The following is a 19,217-nucleotide window of genomic DNA, read 5'->3' as shown; positions in this document are numbered from 1 at the left end:
ATCTGAATGACAGTTCCTGTACTCGTATTCGACATCGAGACGATTCCCGATGTCGACGGCATTCGCCGTCTCGACGATCTGCCCGCCGCGCTCACCGACACCGAAGTCGCCGAGCACGCCTTCGCCGCGCGCCGCGAGAAAACCGGCAGCGATTTCCTGCCGCATCACCTGCAGCGTGTCGCTGCTATCTCGTGCGTATTTCGCGACGGCCAGGGCTTTCGCGTGCGCTCGCTCGGCACGCCCGAAGACGGCGAGGCGCGCCTGATCGATTCGTTCTACCGCACGATCGAGAAGTACTCGCCGCAGCTCGTGTCGTGGAACGGCGGCGGCTTCGACTTGCCGGTGCTGCACTATCGTGCGCTCGTGCACGGCATTCGCGCGGTGCGCTACTGGGAAACGGGTGAAGAGGACCGCGAGTTCAAGTGGAACAACTACCTTAGCCGCTACCACACGCGTCACACTGACCTGATGGATGTCCTCGCGATGTATCAGCCGCGCGCTAACGCACCGCTCGACGCGCTCGCGAAGCTCTGCGGTTTTCCAGGCAAGCTCGGCATGGACGGCGGCCAGGTGTGGACCGCGTTTCAGGAAGGCCGCATCGAGGAGATCCGCAACTACTGCGAAACCGACGTGGTCAACACGTATCTGCTCTATTGCCGGTTTCAGATGATGCGCGGCGGTTTCACAGAGCGCGAATATGCGGATGAGATCGAGTTCGTGAAGCAGTCTCTCGCCGCGGAATCCGCACCGCATTGGGGCGAGTATCTCGAGGCCTTCGCGAGCTAGGCACGGCGTCGTCCCTCAGCCGAGTTCGAGCACGATCGGCTGATGATCCGAAGCCTGGGTCGCGCCGTCTATCTCACAGTTTCGCAAGCGTGGGCGCAAATCCTCCGTGATGAAGACGAAGTCGCACGCGAGCGGACCGTCCGACCATTGCTTCGTGTCATACACGCCGGCCGTTGGCGGCGGCGTCGCGCCCGCATGCAGCGCGGTCCACGCGTCGATGAAGGCTGGGCTGCCCGCGAGCGGTTCGAGCATGCGCGTGTACGCCTCGCTGCCCCACGCGCTGTTGAAGTCGCCGCAGACGATCGCGGATAGCGGGCGCGCGGTGCGGGCGAACGGGCCCACATCGTTTTCGGCGGGCGCGGGATGCGCCGCGTGATCGGCGGCTTCCTGCTGCAGGCGCCGCAGCTCGTCGACTTGCGCGAGCCGCTGGCGCAGCGAATAAAACTCCAGATGCGTGACCAGCACGCGCAGCGCGCCGCCCGGCACGTCGAGCACGGCTTCGAGCGCCACGCGTTGCATCGAGGGTGCGGTGGAGTCGGCGGGCCACGGCAGAGCATGGCGAAAAACCTGCGCGAGCGGCAAGCGCGTGGCGAGCGCGTTGCCGAACTGGCGGCGCGGCATTTGCGCCGTGCCTTGACTAGAGGCTTGCGCGCCACGCGGCGCAGGCAAGTCGGCGCCAATCGCCTCGATGACCGTATAGCCGGGCAGCAGCGCGCGCAGTTCGGCGAACTGATCGTCGCCGGGACCACCCGGCAGCGCCCGGAAGCCGCGCGTGATCTCCTGCAGGCACAGCACGTCGAAGTCGGCGAGGCGCTGCGCCTCGCGCACCGTGCGCGCGAGATCGACGACGCCAGAAGCGTCGCGGCCCCACTGCACATTCCAGCTCACCAGTTTCATCGGCACGCTCCTCGTATGGTGCGGCGGGGATTCCCGCACGCACGCTTAACCCTAGCCTGGTTTCTCCCGACGTGTCGTATGACGAATGCGATGGCCGCGGTGACTGCGGGGCGCAGCGAGCACGACCGGACCACCTCGAAAACAGCAGCGCCGCAGCGCGGGCGCCGACTTCGACTACAATCTCGCCTTCGCCCACAATTCACTCATCGTCAGTCAGGAATCCGCTGGTGTCTCAAGCTGCCCCCGACCCTCAAGCCGAGCCTGCCCAGGCCGAGCCCATGCCGTCCACGCCCCCGAAAAAGCGCAGCAAGCGCGAGCGCCGCGCCGAAAAGCGCGCCGCCATCGAAGCTTCGGTCGCTCATGCCCCCATTCTCGAGATCGAGTCGCTCGACATGGAGGCCCGCGGCGTTGGCCGCACCGTGACCGAGACGGGCGAGCCCGGCAAGGTGATCTTCGTCGAGGGCGCGTTGCCGGGCGAGCGCGTGACCTACCTGAGCTACCGCAAGAAGCCCACGTTCGAACAGGCGCAGGTGGTCGACGTGCTGCGCGAGAGCGCGATCCGCACGAAGCCGCAATGCGCGTTCTTCGGCACCTGCGGCGGCTGCTCGATGCAGCACCTCGACGTGCGAGCGCAGATCGCCGTCAAGCAGCGCGTGCTCGAAGATAACCTCATGCACCTCTCGAAGGTGCGCTCGGAGACGATGTTCCGGCCGATTCACGGGCCGTCGTGGGGCTACCGCTATCGTGCGCGCCTCACGGTGCGCAATGTGCCGAAGAAGGGCGGTGTGCTGGTCGGCTTCCACGAGAAGAAGAGCAGCTACGTGGCCGACATGACGAGCTGCGAAGTGCTGCCGCCGAACGTCTCGGCGATGCTCGTGCCGCTGCGCCATCTGGTGGCCGCGCTGTCGATTCGCGATCGCATGCCGCAGATCGAACTCGCGGTGGGTTCAAGCGTGACGGCGCTCGTGCTGCGTATTCTCGAGCCGCTCACGGCCGCCGACGAAGACCTGCTGCGCGCGTTCGCGGACGCGCACAACGTCCAGTTCTGGCTGCAGCCGAAGGGCCCGGACACGGTGTTCCCGTTCTATCCGCTCGACAAGGAGCTGGACTACACGCTGCCCGAATACGGCATTCGCATGCCGTTCAAGCCGACGGACTTCACCCAGGTCAATCACCAGATCAACCGCGTGCTGGTGGGCCGCGCGCTGCGCCTGCTCGCGCCCGAGGCCGGCGACCGCGTGCTCGATCTGTTCTGCGGTATCGGCAACTTCACGCTGCCGCTCGCGCGTCTCGCGCGCGAAGTGGTGGGGATCGAAGGCAGCGATACGCTGACGGCGCGCGCGCTCGAAAATGCCCGCGCCAACGGCGTGGACGGCCACACGTCGTTTGCGTGCCGCAACCTGTTCGAAGTCACCGCCGACGACATCCGCGCGCTCGGTCACTTCGACAAGTTCCTCGTCGACCCGCCGCGCGAAGGCGCGTTCGCCGTTTCCCAGGCGCTCGCGGAAATCGCGCAGAGCGGCAATGGCCCGCTGCCCAAACGCATCGTCTATGTGTCGTGCAGTCCCGGGACGCTAGCCCGCGACGCGGGCGTGCTCGTCAACGAGGCCGGCTATCGGCTCAAGGGCGCGGGCGTGGTCAACATGTTCCCGCACACGTCGCACGTGGAATCGATCGCGCTGTTCGAGCGCGACTGAGCAAACGCCGCGACAGCGCAGGCGCGTAGCCTGCGCTGCGGCCGCCGAAGCCAAAAAAAACGCCACGGGAAACCGTGGCGTTTTGCTTTGCTGCGGGCCTCAGGCTAGAGGCGCGGCGATCACCAGATCTGCCACCAGGACTTGTTTTCCTTGCCGGGACGCGCGTGACCGGTGATGTACGGGCTGTCCGGGAAGGTGCCGGCGAGCACGCGGCGCGTGTCTTCGGCGAGCTGCGGCTGATCGAGCTTCTGGTACGACAGGATCATGATGTGCAGCGCGTCTTCGATTGCCGGCGCGCTCTTGTAGTCCTGAATCGCGAGCTGCGCGCGGTTGATGGCCGCCACATAGGCGCCGCGGCGATAGTAGTAGTCGGCCGCGTGCACTTCGTGCGAAGCGAGCGCGTTCACGATGTAGCGCATGCGCTGGGCGGCGTCCGGCGCGTACTTGCTCTGCGGATACTTGTCGACCACCACCTTGAACGCGTCATACGACTCGCGCAGCGACTTCGGGTCGCGCTCGCTCATGTCCTGGCCCGAGAAGCGGCCGAACAGACCCAGGTCGTCGTTGAAGTGGATCATGCCCTTGAGATAGTACGCGTAGGCGATGTCCGGGTGATCCGGGTGCAACTGGATGAAGCGGTTGATCGCCTGGTCGGCGGCGTCGTTCTCGTTGTCCTTCCAGTTGCAGTAGGCCACGTTGATCTGCGCCTGCTGGGCGAAGTGGCCGAACGGGTCGCGGCCCTGGAGTGCTTCAAAATATTTTGCGCACTTGCCCCAGTCGCCGCCGGAGAGCGCGTCCTGGGCCTCCGTATATAATTTGTTGTTGTTCCACGCTGCCGTTTCGTCGGTCTTTTCCGGCAGGCCGTGGCAGGCCGCGACCACGGCGAACGCCGCGCCGCAAGCAGCAAGCCGAATGATGTTGCCAATCTTGCCGAGCGTGTTTGCTCGCGTCGCGCGCATTGCGTTTCGGGCCACCGCGTGTTGGGCCAGTTTCGTAATCGTGTTCAAGGCTCGCATTTATCCAGTCCAGCTTCAGGTCTACAGGTGACCCAGACTCAATGACCCGTACAGTTATTCCGGGGGCCGGCGCTCCCGGCGCCCAAAACAGCATCAGAGATTATAGCCTGGGCGATGCGCCCGATGACGCAGCCTCCAGTGAGGGGCTCGACGACGAACTCGCAGGCGAGGGCGTCGGCGGCGTCCCGCGTGCGCGCGGCGACGAAGCCCCGCGCTCGGTTCAGGTGCCAGATGAGCTCGCAGGCGAGCGCCTCGACAAGGTGCTCGCCAAGGTATTTCCGGAATTTTCACGCAGCCGTTTGCAGGGCTGGATCGAAGAGCAGCGCGTGCGCGTGGACGGCAAGCCGGCGAAGGTGCGCCAGCCGGTGCCGCTCGGCGCGACCATCGAGCTCGTGCCGGACCTCCTGCCCGAGCAGCTCGCGTTCGCGCCCGAGCCGGTGCCGCTCGACATCGTCTACGAGGACGACGCCATTGTCGTCATCAACAAGCCCGCCGGGCTCGTCGTGCATCCGGCCGCGGGCAACTGGAGCGGCACGCTCCTCAACGGTCTCCTGCATCGCTATGGCGAAGCCGCGGCGGGTCTGCCGCGCGCGGGAATCGTGCATCGGCTCGACAAGGAAACGTCCGGGTTGATGGTCGTCGCGCGCACGCTAGAGGCGCAGACGGACCTCGTGCGCCAGCTGCAGGCGCGCACGGTCAAGCGCCGCTATCTCGCGCTCGTGTGGGGCAACATGGCCGAGGAAGGCACCATCGACGCACCCATCGGCCGCGACCCGCGCGAGCGCACGCGCATGGCGGTGGTGAAGGGCGCGTCGGGCAAGCCCGCGCGCACGCACTTCCGGCGCATCGACAAGACGCTCTGGCACAACCAGCCCGTGAGCGCCATTCATTGCGACCTGGAAACGGGGCGCACACATCAGATTCGTGTTCACTGCGCGCACATCGGTCATCCGCTGCTGGGCGATCCGGTGTACGGCCACGCGCGCGGCAAGCGCTCGGTCGCGGCGCTGCCCGATGGCTTCGCGCGCCAGGCGCTGCATGCGTGGCGTCTCGGCCTCGTTCATCCGGTCACGGGCCGCTCGATGCAATGGCGCGCCGAAGTGCCCGACGACCTGGACGCGCTGATCGAGGCGCTCGGCTTCGGCGGCGAGGAAGACGAGGACGAAGCCGGCTTCGATGAGGACATGTTCGACAGCGCGTACACCGACGAAGGCTACGTGATCGGCAGCGACGAAGAAGATGACGAAGACGACGAAGACGACGAGCAAACCGAGGATAAGCACGCATGACGACCTGCCCGGAACTGACATCCGACGCTTTGCTGCATCCCGACTGGCAGGTTTCGCCGCGCGTACGCGCCCTGGTGACGACGCGCGACGGCGGCGTGAGCGAGCCGCCATTCGGGCGTTGGCAGGCGGCGCAGGGCGGTGAAGGCGTGGATCTCCCCGGCGGCCTGAATCTCGGCCGCGGCTCCGGCGACGATCTTGCGCACGTCGAGGCGAACCGCGAGCGGCTGCTCGCGCATGCGGGTGTGCCGGCCGCGTGGCTCAAGCAGATCCACGGTCCGATCGTGGTCGACGCCGCGCAGGCGCTTGCGGCCGCGCGCGCGGGCGCCCCGCTCGAAGCCGATGCGAGCGTGAGCGCCGAGCCCGGCATCGCCTGCACGGTGATGGTGGCCGACTGCATGCCCGTCTTGCTCTGCGATGCCGAGGGCCGCGCCGTGGGCGCCGCGCACGCGGGCTGGCGCGGGCTGGCCGCGGGCGTCATCGAGCGCACGGCCGAGCGCGTCGCGGCGCTCGCGGGCTGTGCGACGGCCGACCTGCATGCGTACCTCGGCCCCGCGATCGGGCCCACGGCCTTCGAGGTCGGCGCCGACGTGCGCGACGCGTTCATGACCCATGCGGAGCAGGTCGACGCGGTGCGACGCGATGCCCATCGCGCCGCCACCGCGGCGGCCTTCGTGGCGCGCCCCGAGGCGAGCGGCAAATACCTCGCCGATCTTCCCGCGCTGGCGCGGCTGCGGCTCGATACGCTCGGCGTGCGCCACGTGAGCGGCGGCGACCTGTGCACGGTTACGCTGCGCGAGCGCTTCTATTCGTACCGGCGCGATCGCGTCACCGGCCGCATGGCTGCGCTGATCTGGCTCAATCCCTGACCTCGCCGCGACGCGCCGCCGTCGTGAAACGGCGAGGCGGCGCGTGGCGAGTCAGACGATTTTTGTTGCGCTGCAGCTATTCCCGCAACGCACTGTGCTCCTCTCACGGTGCATTAGCTCCCCGATTGCCGCATTGCACTGCAAACGCTTGCCGCCACGGCGGATTTTTGTGCGCCAGACCGCACAGCAATGTGTCGCGGCAGTTAAACAATTGATTACATCGGGAAAACGATAATTAAAAAAATATCGCAGCGCGGCAAAATCGGGCACAAGCATTGACACGCTTTGCAATGGGGAGCAAGAATGTCCTTCACCCACGGGACAGGTCGTGACGAGCGCCGCAACGGCGCCCGTATGCGTACCACCTGCCTCTCAACCAGTCCTTCGGGACACATCGGTCAAAAGCAGGCATGACGGCATCTCAACGTTCCAAGACTGCCCCGGGCACGGGCGCCTCAACTGATGGTGCAACGCGCGGCAACCCGCCTTTTGCTCCCGACGCAGCCGGCATGCAGCAGTATCTCGACGCGTGGACGAACGCCTGGAAGAGCGCCCTGAATGCTGCGCAGCAAACCGGCGGCGCGGCGCAGCAAGCGCCCTTCGCGGGACTCGCGGCCAACTGGTGGCCGCCGGCGGGCAACGGCGCGCCGGTCAATCCTTTCGCTGCGGGTAATCCCTTTGCTGCAGGCAACCCTTTCGCTGCGTCCAATCCTTTCGCTGCGGGCAATCCATTTGCAGCCGGCAATCCCTTCGCCGCGGGCAATCCGTTCGCTGCCGGCAGTCCTTTCGGCGCAGCCAATCCGTTCGGTGGCGCGAACCCGTTCGAAGGTTTCAAGCTTCCCACGGCATCGATCGAACCCACGCGCCTTCAGCATCTGCAGGCGGAATATTCGCGCGACGCGCTCGACTTGCTGCGTCAGGCCACCGACACCACGCCCAAGGCGCCCGAACTCAAGGACCGGCGCTTCAGTTCCGACGCCTGGAAGGCCACGCCCGCGTATGCATTCACGGCGGCGTGGTATCTGCTCAACGCGCGCTACCTGCACGAACTCGTCGACGCGCTCGATACCGATGCGAAGACGCGCGAGCGCATTCGCTTCGCCGTTCAGCAGTGGACCGCGGCAGCTTCGCCCAGCAACTTCCTCGCGCTCAATCCCGACGCGCAGAGCGCCTTGCTCGAAACCCATGGCGAGAGCCTGCGCCAGGGTGTGATGAACCTGATCGGCGACATGTCGCGCGGCAAGATTTCGCAAACCGACGAGTCGCGCTTTGTGGTGGGCCGCAACCTCGCGACCACCGAAGGTTCGGTCGTATTCGAAAACGCGCTATTCCAGCTGATCCAGTACAAGCCGCGCACGGCCACCGTGCGCGAGCGGCCGCTTCTGATCGTGCCGCCGTGCATCAACAAGTACTACATCCTCGACCTGCAGCCCGAGAACTCGCTCGTCGCGTATGCGCTGGAGCAGGGGCAGCAGGTGTTCCTCGTCTCGTGGCACAACGGCGACGCGTCGATCGCGGACCGGTCCTGGGACGACTACATCGAAGAGGGCGTGCTCACGGCGATCGAGACGACGCGCAGCATCAGCGAGCGCGAGCAGATCAACACGCTCGGTTTTTGCGTGGGCGGCACGCTCCTCGCCACGGCGCTGGCCGTCGCCGCGGCGCGCGGCGAACATCCCGCTGCATCGATGACGCTGCTCACCGCGATGCTCGACTTCGGCGACACGGGCGTGCTCGATGTGTTCGTCGACGAAGCCCACGTGCAGATGCGTGAGCAGACCATCGGCGGCAAGAACGGCGGCACGCCGGGGCTCATGCGCGGCGTCGAGTTCGCGAACACGTTCTCGTTCCTGCGGCCCAACGATCTGGTCTGGAACTACGTCGTCGACAATTATCTGAAGGGCCGTACGCCCGCGCCGTTCGACCTGCTGTTCTGGAACAGCGACTCGACGAGCCTGCCGGGGCCGATGTACGCGTGGTACCTGCGCAATACGTACCTTGAAAACAAGCTGCGTGAGCCGGGCGCGCTCACGGTGTGCGGCGAGGAAGTGGATCTGTCGCGCATCGACGTGCCGACCTTCATCTACGGTTCGCGCGAGGATCACATCGTGCCCTGGCGCACGGCGTATGCGTCGGTGCCGTTGCTGTCCGGGCCGCTGAAATTCGTGCTTGGCGCGTCGGGCCATATCGCCGGCGTGATCAACCCGGCGTCGAAGAACAAGCGCAGCTTCTGGAGCGTCGAGGCCGACGCGAAGCATCTGCCGGAAGAAGCCGACGACTGGTTCGCGGCTGCCGAGGAAAAACCCGGCAGCTGGTGGCCGACCTGGGCCGAATGGCTCGATCAGTACGGCGGCAAGAAGGTGAAGCCGCGTGCGCAAGCCGGCTCGGCGGAATTCCCCGAGATCGAGCCGGCGCCGGGGCGCTATGTGCAGCAGCGCGATTGAGGCAATTGAAACGCTTGCTGCGGAATTCGGATTAACAACTTGACGGGCGGGGCGCATGGCGCGCCACCAAGTCGCCCGGAGGATCTGGAAATGACTGACATTGTGATCGTTTCGGCCGCACGTACGGCAGTAGGCAAATTCGGCGGCTCGCTCGCGAAGGTGGCGGCGCCCGACCTGGGCGCGATCGTCATCAAGGCGGCGCTCGAGCGCGCGGGTGTGAAGCCCGAGCAGGTGAGCGACGTGATCATGGGTCAGGTGCTGACGGCCGGTTCGGGCCAGAACGTGGCGCGTCAGGCGTCGATCAAGGCGGGCCTGCCCGCGGCCGTTCCCGCCATGACGATCAACAAGGTGTGCGGCTCGGGCCTGAAGGCGGTGATGCTCGCGGCCAACGCGATCATCGCGGGCGATTCGGACATCGTCGTGGCCGGCGGCCAGGAGAACATGAGCGCCGCGCCGCACGTGCTGCCGGGCTCGCGCGACGGCTTCCGCATGGGCGACGCGAAGCTCATCGACAGCATGATCGTCGACGGCCTGTGGGACGTGTACAACCAGTACCACATGGGCGTGACGGCGGAGAACGTCGCGAAGGAATACGGCATCACGCGCGAAGAACAGGACGCGTTTGCGGCGCTCTCGCAGAACAAGGCGGAAGCCGCGCAGAAGGCGGGCCGTTTCGACGAAGAGATCGTCTCGGTGGAAATTCCGCAGCGCAAGGGTGAGCCGCTGCAGTTCAGGACCGACGAGTTCGTGCGCCACGGCGTGACGGCCGAATCGCTCGCGGGCCTGAAGCCGGCGTTCAACAAGGAAGGCACGGTGACGGCGGCGAACGCGTCGGGCATCAACGACGGCGCAGCCGCGGTCGTGGTGATGTCGGCGAAGAAGGCCGAGGCGCTGGGCCTCACGCCGCTCGCGCGCATCAAGGCGTACGCCAGCGGCGGCGTCGATCCGAAGGTGATGGGCATGGGCCCGGTGCCGGCGTCGAAGCGGGCGCTGGAGCGCGCGGGCTGGTCGGTGAACGATCTCGATCTCATGGAGATCAACGAGGCGTTCGCGGCGCAGGCGCTGGCCGTGAACAAGCAGATGGGCTGGGACACGTCGAAGATCAACGTGAACGGCGGGGCGATTGCAATCGGTCACCCGATCGGCGCGTCGGGCTGCCGGATTCTCGTGACGCTGCTGCACGAAATGCAGCGCCGCGACGCGAAGCGCGGCCTGGCCTCGCTGTGCATCGGCGGCGGCATGGGCGTGGCGCTCGCGCTCGAGCGCGCTTGATGTCACTGCCGGAGCGGACCGCGAGTGGTCCGCTGCGGCGCTTGTGACCAGCGGGGTGACCAATAACCGCGAACGGCGCAGCCGGAAAACGATAATGGAGTGTGGTTTATGTCAGAGCGTATTGCGTATGTAACGGGCGGGATGGGCGGCATCGGCACGGGCATTTGCCAGCGCCTCGCCAAGCAGGGTTTCAAGGTGGTCGCAGGCTGCGGCCCGCATTCGCCGCGCCGCGCGAAGTGGCTGGAAGACCAGAAGGCGCTCGGTTTCGACTTCGTGGCCTCGGAAGGCAACGTGGGCGACTGGGATTCGACGCGCCAGGCGTTCGACAAGGTCAAGGCCGAGGTCGGTGAAATCGACGTGCTCGTGAACAACGCCGGTATTACGCGCGACGTCGTCTTCCGCAAGATGACGCGTGAAGACTGGACGGCCGTGATCGACACCAATCTCACGAGCCTCTTCAACGTCACGAAGCAGGTGATCGACGGCATGGTCGAGCGCGGCTGGGGCCGCATCATCAACATTTCGTCGGTGAACGGCCAGAAGGGCCAGTTCGGGCAGACCAACTATTCCACGGCCAAGGCCGGCATTCACGGCTTCACGATGGCGCTGGCCCAGGAAGTGGCGACCAAGGGCGTGACGGTCAACACCGTTTCGCCGGGCTATATCGGCACGGACATGGTGAAGTCCATCCGTCCCGACGTGCTGGAAAAGATCGTCGCGACGATTCCCGTGCGCCGTCTCGGCGCGCCGGAGGAAATCGCGTCGATCGTGGCGTGGCTCGCGTCCGACGAGTCAGGCTTCGCAACCGGTGCTGACTTCTCGCTGAATGGCGGGTTGCACATGGGCTGATCCCGAGCGCAGCGCGCCTGCAGGGGACGCGCGAAGCTGGGATCGAGGACGGCAGCGGGCCTGTTTGCTCACCGGGGCAGGCCGTTTCCGGGCTAGACCAACGCGCGACGGCAATGGCCGCCGCGCGTTGGCGCTAACAAGGGCGACACATGACGACTACAAAGAAAACCGCCGAACGTCTCATCAAGAAATATCCGAATCGTCGGCTGTACGACACGGAGACGAGCACGTACATCACGTTGACGGACGTGAAGCAACTCGTGCTGGAGCAGGAGGAGTTCAAGGTCATCGACGCGAAGACCAACGAGGATCTGACGCGCAGCATCCTGCTGCAGATCATTCTCGAAGAGGAAAGCGGCGGTCTGCCGATGTTCTCGTCATCGATGCTGTCGCAGATCATCCGTTTCTATGGACATGCGATGCAGGGCATGATGGGCACTTACCTGGAAAAGAACATCCAGGCGTTCATCGACATCCAGAACAAGCTCGCGGACCAGTCGAAGAGCCTTTACGAAGGCAACGCGATGAATCCCGAAGTCTGGTCGCAGTTCATGAACATGCAGGCGCCGATGATGCAAGGCATGATGACGAGCTACATCGAGCAGTCGAAGAACATGTTCGTGCAGATGCAGGAGCAGATGCAGAACCAGGCGAAGAACATGTTCAGCAGCTTCCCGTTCAAGCCCGTGACGCCGGGCGGCGCGGCGGCGCCGGTACAGGGCGCGCCTGAAGGTGGCGAAGAAGAGAAGAAGTAAGCGGCGCGGCGCACACGGCGGGTGGCGCGCGCCGCCAGGTCGCGGTGCGCTGTCGCTTACCCGGCGCGCCGTGGCGGCGCGTTGCCGCGCGAGCGCTGTGCTTCGCTTTGCGAGGCGGCTGGCGCGGGTGCAATGCCGCCGCCCTCATTTTCCATCAAGCGCTTTGCAGGTCGCGCAACGCTTCAGGGTGCGCCACGGCCACCCGCAAGAGGGTTTGCGCGGCGCCGGTCGGCTTGCGGCGGCCTTGCTCCCAGTCCTGCAGCGTGCGCGTGGAAACGCCCAGCAGTGCCGCGAACGCGCTTTGCGAGAGGCCGGCCCCCGCACGCGCGAGCGCGGCGGCGGTGGGCTTGTGGCCCGTGACGCGCAATGCGCCACTCGAGGCACGGCGGCATGCTTTCAACTCGCGCGCCGGCTTTAGCAGTTCAGGCTGAAACAGTTCCATTTTCTCGTTCATGTTTTCGTTCTCTCCGCGCAACGGTCCAGGTTGCGTTGTCCGTGCTCGAGGCGCACTCGGCGAAAATTATCCGGATGCGCAGTTCACAGGCGAGCGATAGCTGAACGAAGTTTGATTCCGTCCATATTCAATCCGACCCCGGCGCCACAACGCGCGCATCCACCATGCTGCGCCGCACGATACGCCAAACGGGTAAAATGGCGGATTGGCTTGACCCCGCGCGGCGCTACCTTCGCTCTGCGCCCCACATCCGGACGTACACGTGAAAAACCCTGTTGAATCAATGACCTCCCGCAATCCTGCTCCGCGCGTCGGGATGGTTTCCCTCGGCTGCCCGAAGGCGCTTGTCGACTCCGAGCAGATCATTACCCAGCTGCGCGCCGAGGGGTACGAAATCTCGGGGTCCTACGACGGCGCGGATCTCGTGGTCGTCAATACCTGCGGCTTCATCGACGAAGCGGTGCAGGAGAGTCTCGACGCCATCGGCGAAGCGCTTTCCGAGAACGGCAAGGTGATCGTCACCGGGTGTCTCGGCAAGAAGGCGAGCGCGAGCGGCTCGAACCTGATCGAGGAAGTGCATCCGAAGGTGCTTGCCGTGACCGGCCCGCACGCCGTGGGCGAAGTCATGCAGGCCGTGCACAGCCACCTGCCCAAACCGCACGATCCGTTCGTCGACCTCGTGCCGGCGGCGGGCATCAAGCTCACGCCGCGCCATTACGCGTACCTGAAGATCTCCGAAGGCTGCAACCACCGCTGCACGTTCTGCATCATCCCGTCGATGCGCGGCGACCTCGTGTCGCGCCCGGTCGCCGAGGTCATGCTCGAAGCGGAAAACCTCTTCAAGTCCGGTGTGAAGGAGCTGCTCGTCATTTCGCAGGACACGAGCGCTTACGGCGTGGACGTGAAGTACCGCACCGGCTTCTGGAACGGCAAACCGATCAAGACGCGCATGACCGACCTCGTCGCGGCATTGGGCGAGCTGGCTGCGCAATATGGCGCCTGGGTGCGCCTGCACTACGTCTACCCGTATCCGAGCGTGGACGAAGTGATTCCGATGATGGCCGAAGGCCCGTTCAAGGGCCACGTGCTGCCGTATCTCGATGTGCCGTTCCAGCACGCGCATCCCGAGGTGCTCAAGCGCATGAAGCGTCCCGCGAACGCGGAGAAGGTCATGGAGCGCGTGAAGGCCTGGCGCGAAATGTGCCCCGATCTCACGATCCGCAGCACGTTCATCGCCGGCTTCCCCGGCGAGACCGAAGCGCAGTTCGAAACGCTGCTCGACTTCATCCGCGAGGCCGAACTCGACCGCGTGGGCTGCTTCGCCTATTCGCCGGTCGAAGGCGCAACGGCGAACGAACTCGACGGCGCGCTGCCCGACGACGTGCGCGAGGAACGCCGCGCGCGCTTCATGGAAGTGGCGGAGCAGGTCTCGGCCAAGCGCATCCAGCGCAAGGTGGGCAAGACCCTCAAGGTGCTGATCGACGAGATCAACGTCGACGGCGGCATTGGCCGCACTGCCGCGGATGCGCCCGAGATCGACGGCGTGGTGTATGTCGCGCCGGCGACCAAGGCATCGAAGCGCTACAAGGTCGGCGACTTCGTTTCGGTGAAGATCACCGGCGCGGATGGCCACGATCTCTGGGGCGAGGTCTGAGGGGCATGACGAGCGTCGCTCCGCAAGTCCTCGCTTATGGCGAGGCCATGGTCGAGTTCAACCAGGCGTCGAAAGACCGCCCCGAGTATTTGCAGGGCTTTGGCGGCGACACGTCGAACTTCGCCATCGCGGCGGCTCGCCAGGGCGCACGCACGGGTTTCGTCTCGGCCGTCGGCGACGATCATTTCGGACGCCTCCTGATCGACCTGTGGACGCGGGAAGGCGTCGACACCTCGACGGTGCGGGTGGACGCCACGGCGCCTACGGGCGTCTACTTCGTCTCGCACGGCCCGGCCGGCCATGCCTTCGACTATCTGCGCAAGGGTTCGGCCGCGAGCCGTTACACACCGCGCGATTTGCCGCTCGACATCATCGCGGCTGCGCGTGTGCTGCATCTTTCCGGCATCAGCGTGGCGATCAGCGATAGCGCCTGCGACGCGGCACTCGCCGCCGTCGAGCATGCCCGCGCCAACGGCGTGCGCGTGAGCTTCGACACCAACCTGCGCCTGAAGCTGTGGCCGCTCGCGCGCGCCCGCGCCGTGATGAACGAGGTGCTGCGCCTCACCGATATCTGCCTGCCCAGCTGGGACGACGTGGCGGTGCTCACAGGCCTCGACGATCGCGACGCGATCCTCGATTACCTGCTCGCGCGCGGCGCCCGAGTGGTCGCGTTGAAGCTGGGCAAGGACGGCGCCTATGTGGCGACGCCCGACGAACGGCGCGTCGTGCCGGTCCACGTGGTTGCGGCTGTGGATGCCACGGGCGCTGGCGACTGCTTCGGCGGCGCATTCGTCGCGCGGCTCGCAGCCGGCGACGATCCGTTCGCGGCGGCGCGCTATGCGAACGCGGCCGCCGCGCTTTCGACGCTCGGCTTCGGCGCGGTTGCGCCAATCCCGTATCGCCAGGATGTCGAGCGTTTGCTGGCAAATCTGCCTGAAAGCGCAGCACACGAATAACAAGATTCATCCATCCAGGAAGACGAGGAGCAAGACTATGGAACGCGAAGTAGTGGTGGCAAGTGGCGTGCGCACGGCAATCGGCGACTTCGGCGGCAGCCTGAAGGACTTCTCGCCGACGGATCTCGGCGCGCGCGTGGTGCGCGAAGTGCTCTCGCGCGCGAACGTGGAAGGCGACGCGGTGGGTCACGTGGTGTTCGGCAATGTCGTGCACACGGAGCCCAAGGACATGTACCTCGCGCGCGTGGCCGCCATCGACGGCGGCGTTGCGCAGCACGCGCCGGCCTTGACCGTGAACCGCCTGTGCGGCTCCGGCCTGCAGGCGATCGTTTCGGCGGCGCAAACCATTCTGCTCGGCGACGCCGATATCGCGATCGGCGGCGGCGCGGAAAACATGAGCCGCGCGCCGTACTCGATGCCGGCCGCCCGTTTCGGCCAGCGCATGGGCGACACGCAGCTCGTCGACATGATGACCGGCGCGCTGCACGACCCGTTCCAGACGATCCACATGGGCGTGACGGCGGAAAACGTCGCGAAGAAGTTCGGCATCACGCGCGAGGCGCAGGACGCGCTCGCGCTCGAATCGCATCGCCGCGCCGAGCGTGCGGTCGTCGAAGGCCGCTTCAAGGATCAGATCCTGCCCATCTCGATCAAGTCGAAGAAGGGCGAAGTGCTGTTCGATGCCGACGAGCACGTGCGCCATGGCGCGACGCTCGAGGACTTCTCGAAGCTCAAGCCCGTGTTCGCGAAGGAGAGCGGCACGGTGACGGCGGGCAACGCGTCGGGCATCAACGACGCGGCCGCCGCGGTGCTGCTGATGAGCGCGGACGCTGCCCGCGCGCGCGGCGTGAAGCCGCTCGCGCGCCTCGTCTCGTACGCGCACGCGGGCGTCGATCCGGCGTACATGGGCATCGGCCCCGTGCCGGCCACGCAGAAGGCGCTGGAGCGCGCGGGTCTCGAGGTCAGCGACCTCGACGTGATCGAAGCCAACGAAGCCTTTGCGGCGCAGGCCTGTGCGGTGTCGCAGGAGCTCGGGCTCGACCCGGCCAAGGTCAATCCGAACGGCTCGGGCATCTCGCTCGGCCATCCGATCGGTGCGACCGGTGCGCTCATCACCGTGAAGGCGCTTTATGAACTGCAGCGTATCGGCGGCCGCTACGCGCTCGTGACGATGTGCATCGGCGGCGGCCAGGGTATTGCGGCCATCTTCGAACGGATTTGACGCCGACTCGTGACGCGCGGCTCGCGGCTCGCGGCTCGCGCAAGGCCGCTGCGCAAGTGAGGGAAGGATGCAGATGGAAGGATTGACGCAAGCACAGCGGCCGCCGCGCGCGGCCGCCCGACAGCGCAGCGCCAGCAAGGCGCGCGGCTGGATCGTGGCCGTGGCCGCAGCGGCCATGGTCCTCGCGCTGCCGATCGCGGCGCACGCGCAGGACGCAGGCGCGCAGCCGCCGGTCAAATCCACGCTCAAGCCGAACCCCGAGTTCGCGAAGCTGCCGCAATACGTCGGCACGCTCGGCAAGCGCCAGATCGTCATGCGTCTCGGCGCCAAGGCCGGCGACGACGACCCGACCGGCGTGCATGGCGAATACCAGTTCACGGACACCGGCGAGGTGATCCTGATCGCCGGCGATCGCGCCGACGCGACGCTCGAAGCCGAGGACTCGGACGACGGCACGCATATCACCGGCAACTGGGTCGGCACGTTCGCCGAGGACGGCTCGCTTTCGGGCGACCGCATGGACCCGGACGATTCCCATCCGGTGCCGTTCGATCTGAAGCCGCTCGCGGCGGGCGCCGCGGCTCCGGCCGTGTCGACCGGCGCGGCGAGCGCGAGCGCGTCGACGTCGAACGGCGCACATGCCGTGAACGGCGTGAGCAATCTCATCCTCGGGCAGTAAGCGCCGCTGCGGGTGTTACTCTTCGGTATGCGGCGTTGCGCGCGCCATCGCGCAAGCCGCGCGCCGCAACGTCATCGCGCCTCAACCGAATACGCTCCGACATGACCAAATCCGACTCCAGCCGCGCATTGCAGACGCGCATCGTTCATCCGCAAGACGACCTCACGCCCGGCTTCGAGTCGTTCGCCGCGCCAGTCACGCGGGCTTCGACCGTGGTGTTTCCCGACCTCGCTTCGGTTCGCGCGCTCGACTGGCGCAACGACGCGCAATGGCGTTACGGCCTGCACGCCACGCCCACCTCGGCCATGCTGCAAAAGCGCATCGCCGAGATCGAAGGCGGCGAGCATGCGCTGCTGCAACCCTCGGGCCTCTCGGCCATCTCGAACGTCTACTTCGGACTGCTGAAGTCGGGCGACGATGTGCTGATTCCCGATAACGTCTATTCGCCGAACCGCGACCACGGCGATTGGCTCGCGCGAGACTTCGGCCTTACGGCACGCTATTACGATCCGATGATCGGCGCGGGCATCGCCGAGCTGATCCAGCCGAACACGAAGCTGATCTGGCTGGAAGCGCCCGGCTCGGTGACGATGGAAGTGCCCGACGTGCGCGCGATCACCGCGGCGGCGCGCGCACGCAACGTCGTGACGGCCATCGACAATACGTGGTCGGCGGGCCTCGCCTTCAGGCCGTTCGAGCACGGCATCGACATCTCGGTGCAGGCGCTCACGAAGTACCAATCGGGTGGCAGCGACGTGCTGATGGGCGCGACCATCACGGCCGACCGCGATCTCTATCTCAAGCTGAAGGCCGCGCGCATGCGGCTTGGCATCGGCGTCTCGGTCGACGACTGCTCGCTCGTGCTGCGCGCGCTGCCGAGCATGAAGGCGCGCTTCGAGGCGCACGACCGCACCGCGCTCGGACTCGCGAGCTGGCTCAAGACGCGCCCCGAAATCGCGGTGATGCTGCATCCGGCGTTCGAAGACTGCCCGGGTCACGAGTTCTACAAGCGCGACTTCACGGGCGCGGGCGGTCTCTTTTCCGTGGTGTTCGACGAGCGCTATAGCGCGGCGCAGATCGACACGTTCTGTGAGTCGCTCGAACTCTTCGCGTTGGGCTGGAGCTGGGGCGGGGCGCATAGCCTGGCAATGCCGTACGACGTCGGTTCGATGCGCACGGCCGAGAGCTGGCCGCATCGCGGCACGCTGGTGCGTTTCTACATCGGCCTCGAAGACGAAGCCGATCTGCGCGCCGATATCGAGCGCTCGCTGGCCAGGCTCGCGGAAAAAACAAGCACGCCTGAATAACCTGCATAAAGCCACAACGGCCACTTGCGTCCACACGGACACGAGCGGCCGTTGGCGTATCTGCCTGCCGCGAAACCCGAATCAGAACAGACGCAGCAAGCCGTCGAGCCCGACGAAGTTGAACGCGACGCTCGCCGCCTCGCGTACCACCGGCTTCGCGCGGAACGCGACCGACAAACCGGTCACGCCCATCATCTTGAGGTCGTTCGAGCCGTCACCCATCGCGATTGCGCGGCGCGGGTCGATGCCGATTTCGGCACAGGCCTCGACGAGCGTACGCGCCTTCACGTCGGCGTTGACGATCTCGCCCGTCACGCGGCCCGTGAGCTTGCCGTCGACGATCTCTAGCGTATTCGCGCGCGTGTAGTCGAGCCCGAGACGCGCTTTCAGGCGCTCGGTGAAGAACGTGAAGCCGCCGGAGACCAGTAGCGTCTTCAGCCCCGCGGCCTTCGCGCCCGCGAGCATCGGCTCGGCGCCCGGCGAGAGCTTCAGGCGTTCCTCGTACACACGCTCCAGCGCGCTCGCGTCGAGCCCCTCGAGAAGCGCCACGCGGCGCGTGAGGCTTTCGTTGAAGTCCTTGATCTCGCCGCGCATCGACGCTTCGGTGATCGCCGCGACCTCGGCCTTCAGACCGCAGAAGTCGGCGATTTCGTCGATGCATTCGATCGTAATGAGCGTCGAGTCCATGTCCATTGCCAGCAGGCCGAAATCGGCGAGCGTGCGGCCGGCGTCGACGAACGCATAGTCGAGCTGATGCGTGCCGCAGTAGACCTCGAGGTCGGCGCGCTGGGCGGGCTCGGCGTTCTCGATGCGCAGCGCGTGGGCGTCGATCGGCGCGAGGCGGCTGCCGCGGGCGAGCCCGAGGAGCGGCTTGTGATGGACGGTGTCGAGCGGGGCGGGACTCTGGATGACGAGGTTCATGGCAGGACGGGCAAAGCCGACGCGCGGCGTCGTCGGATCGATCGGATGAATAAGGGCGCAGTCGCGCGTGTGCGTGCAAGACCTCGCAGTGCTCCCTGCAGTGCGCGGTAAAGCCCGTCATTGTAACGTCCCGCCGACCGCTGCGGTCGCCTG

Annotated in this window: 17 protein-coding genes; 13 read left to right on the top strand and 4 right to left on the bottom strand. The window is 66.3% G+C overall.

What is annotated here, in order from left to right; all coding sequences use genetic code 11:
* Positions 1 to 6: 6 nt before the first annotated feature.
* Entirely contained in the window at positions 7 to 786 is a 780-nt protein-coding gene (locus tag AB3X98_RS21075; protein ID WP_368606703.1) for a 3'-5' exonuclease, read from the top strand.
* A gap of 15 nt (positions 787 to 801) precedes the next feature.
* On the opposite strand, the gene AB3X98_RS21070 is transcribed toward AB3X98_RS21075, so the two are convergent.
* The gene (locus AB3X98_RS21070; RefSeq protein WP_368606702.1) at positions 802 to 1,683 is read right to left on the bottom strand and encodes an endonuclease/exonuclease/phosphatase family protein; all 882 of its coding nucleotides are present in this window, start codon (positions 1,681 to 1,683) and stop codon (positions 802 to 804) included.
* Positions 1,684 to 1,961: 278 nt separating this feature from the next.
* Here AB3X98_RS21070 and rlmD point away from each other — a divergent pair, with 278 nt between their 5' ends.
* Positions 1,962 to 3,380, top strand: coding sequence for a 23S rRNA (uracil(1939)-C(5))-methyltransferase RlmD (rlmD, locus tag AB3X98_RS21065; RefSeq protein ID WP_368606720.1), 1,419 nt, complete (start codon positions 1,962 to 1,964; stop codon positions 3,378 to 3,380).
* A gap of 119 nt (positions 3,381 to 3,499) precedes the next feature.
* Here rlmD and AB3X98_RS21060 read toward each other — a convergent pair whose 3' ends face one another.
* Entirely contained in the window at positions 3,500 to 4,396 is an 897-nt protein-coding gene (locus AB3X98_RS21060; RefSeq protein ID WP_083245503.1) for an outer membrane protein assembly factor BamD, read from the bottom strand.
* A gap of 41 nt (positions 4,397 to 4,437) precedes the next feature.
* On the opposite strand from AB3X98_RS21060, the gene AB3X98_RS21055 reads away from it, so the two are divergent.
* The 6 genes from AB3X98_RS21055 (at position 4,438) to phaR (ending at position 11,871) form a co-directional block, all read left to right on the top strand.
* Positions 4,438 to 5,685 carry an RluA family pseudouridine synthase gene (locus AB3X98_RS21055; protein ID WP_368606701.1) on the top strand — a complete coding sequence of 416 codons (1,248 nt, stop codon included), beginning with the start codon at positions 4,438 to 4,440 and terminating at the stop codon, positions 5,683 to 5,685.
* Positions 5,682 to 6,551, top strand: a complete 870-nt coding sequence (pgeF, locus tag AB3X98_RS21050) for a peptidoglycan editing factor PgeF (protein WP_368606700.1) — start codon at positions 5,682 to 5,684, stop codon at positions 6,549 to 6,551. The genes AB3X98_RS21055 and pgeF overlap by 4 nt, the downstream gene beginning before the upstream one ends.
* Positions 6,552 to 7,060: 509 nt before the next feature.
* Entirely contained in the window at positions 7,061 to 8,995 is a 1,935-nt protein-coding gene (gene phaC / locus AB3X98_RS21045) for a class I poly(R)-hydroxyalkanoic acid synthase (RefSeq protein ID WP_368606699.1), read from the top strand.
* A gap of 90 nt (positions 8,996 to 9,085) precedes the next feature.
* On the top strand, positions 9,086 to 10,267 hold the full coding sequence (locus AB3X98_RS21040) for an acetyl-CoA C-acetyltransferase (RefSeq protein WP_342945703.1): 1,182 nt from the start codon (positions 9,086 to 9,088) through the stop codon (positions 10,265 to 10,267).
* 108 nt (positions 10,268 to 10,375) lie between these two features.
* Positions 10,376 to 11,116, top strand: a complete 741-nt coding sequence (locus AB3X98_RS21035) for a 3-ketoacyl-ACP reductase (protein ID WP_069268124.1) — start codon at positions 10,376 to 10,378, stop codon at positions 11,114 to 11,116.
* Positions 11,117 to 11,265: 149 nt separating this feature from the next.
* A complete protein-coding gene (gene phaR, locus AB3X98_RS21030; protein WP_368604217.1) occupies positions 11,266 to 11,871 on the top strand; it encodes a polyhydroxyalkanoate synthesis repressor PhaR in 606 nt (201 codons plus the stop codon).
* Positions 11,872 to 12,025: 154 nt separating this feature from the next.
* On the opposite strand, the gene AB3X98_RS21025 is transcribed toward phaR, so the two are convergent.
* Positions 12,026 to 12,325: a DNA-binding transcriptional regulator gene (locus AB3X98_RS21025; RefSeq protein ID WP_069268122.1), complete on the bottom strand. Its 300-nt coding sequence runs from the start codon at positions 12,323 to 12,325 to the stop codon at positions 12,026 to 12,028.
* 283 nt (positions 12,326 to 12,608) lie between these two features.
* On the opposite strand from AB3X98_RS21025, the gene rimO reads away from it, so the two are divergent.
* The 5 genes from rimO (at position 12,609) to AB3X98_RS21000 (ending at position 18,143) form a co-directional block, all read left to right on the top strand.
* A complete protein-coding gene (rimO, locus tag AB3X98_RS21020; protein ID WP_368604218.1) occupies positions 12,609 to 13,979 on the top strand; it encodes a 30S ribosomal protein S12 methylthiotransferase RimO in 1,371 nt (456 codons plus the stop codon).
* 5 nt (positions 13,980 to 13,984) lie between these two features.
* Positions 13,985 to 14,935, top strand: coding sequence for a sugar kinase (locus AB3X98_RS21015; RefSeq protein WP_368604219.1), 951 nt, complete (start codon positions 13,985 to 13,987; stop codon positions 14,933 to 14,935).
* Between the two features lie 37 nt (positions 14,936 to 14,972).
* Positions 14,973 to 16,157, top strand: coding sequence for a beta-ketothiolase BktB (gene bktB, locus AB3X98_RS21010; protein ID WP_368604220.1), 1,185 nt, complete (start codon positions 14,973 to 14,975; stop codon positions 16,155 to 16,157).
* Between the two features lie 73 nt (positions 16,158 to 16,230).
* A complete protein-coding gene (locus AB3X98_RS21005; protein WP_368604221.1) occupies positions 16,231 to 16,836 on the top strand; it encodes a hypothetical protein in 606 nt (201 codons plus the stop codon).
* 101 nt (positions 16,837 to 16,937) lie between these two features.
* Entirely contained in the window at positions 16,938 to 18,143 is a 1,206-nt protein-coding gene (locus tag AB3X98_RS21000; protein WP_069268117.1) for a cystathionine beta-lyase, read from the top strand.
* Between the two features lie 81 nt (positions 18,144 to 18,224).
* On the opposite strand, the gene serB is transcribed toward AB3X98_RS21000, so the two are convergent.
* Positions 18,225 to 19,064, bottom strand: coding sequence for a phosphoserine phosphatase SerB (gene serB / locus AB3X98_RS20995; protein ID WP_368604222.1), 840 nt, complete (start codon positions 19,062 to 19,064; stop codon positions 18,225 to 18,227).
* Between the last annotated feature and the right edge of the window lie 153 nt (positions 19,065 to 19,217).

The sequence above is a fragment of the Paraburkholderia sp. BR14312 genome (assembly GCF_040948675.1).
In the GTDB taxonomy this organism is placed as follows: Bacteria; Pseudomonadota; Gammaproteobacteria; order Burkholderiales; family Burkholderiaceae; genus Paraburkholderia; species Paraburkholderia nodosa_A.
This window is presented reverse-complemented; position numbering and strand designations above follow the sequence as displayed.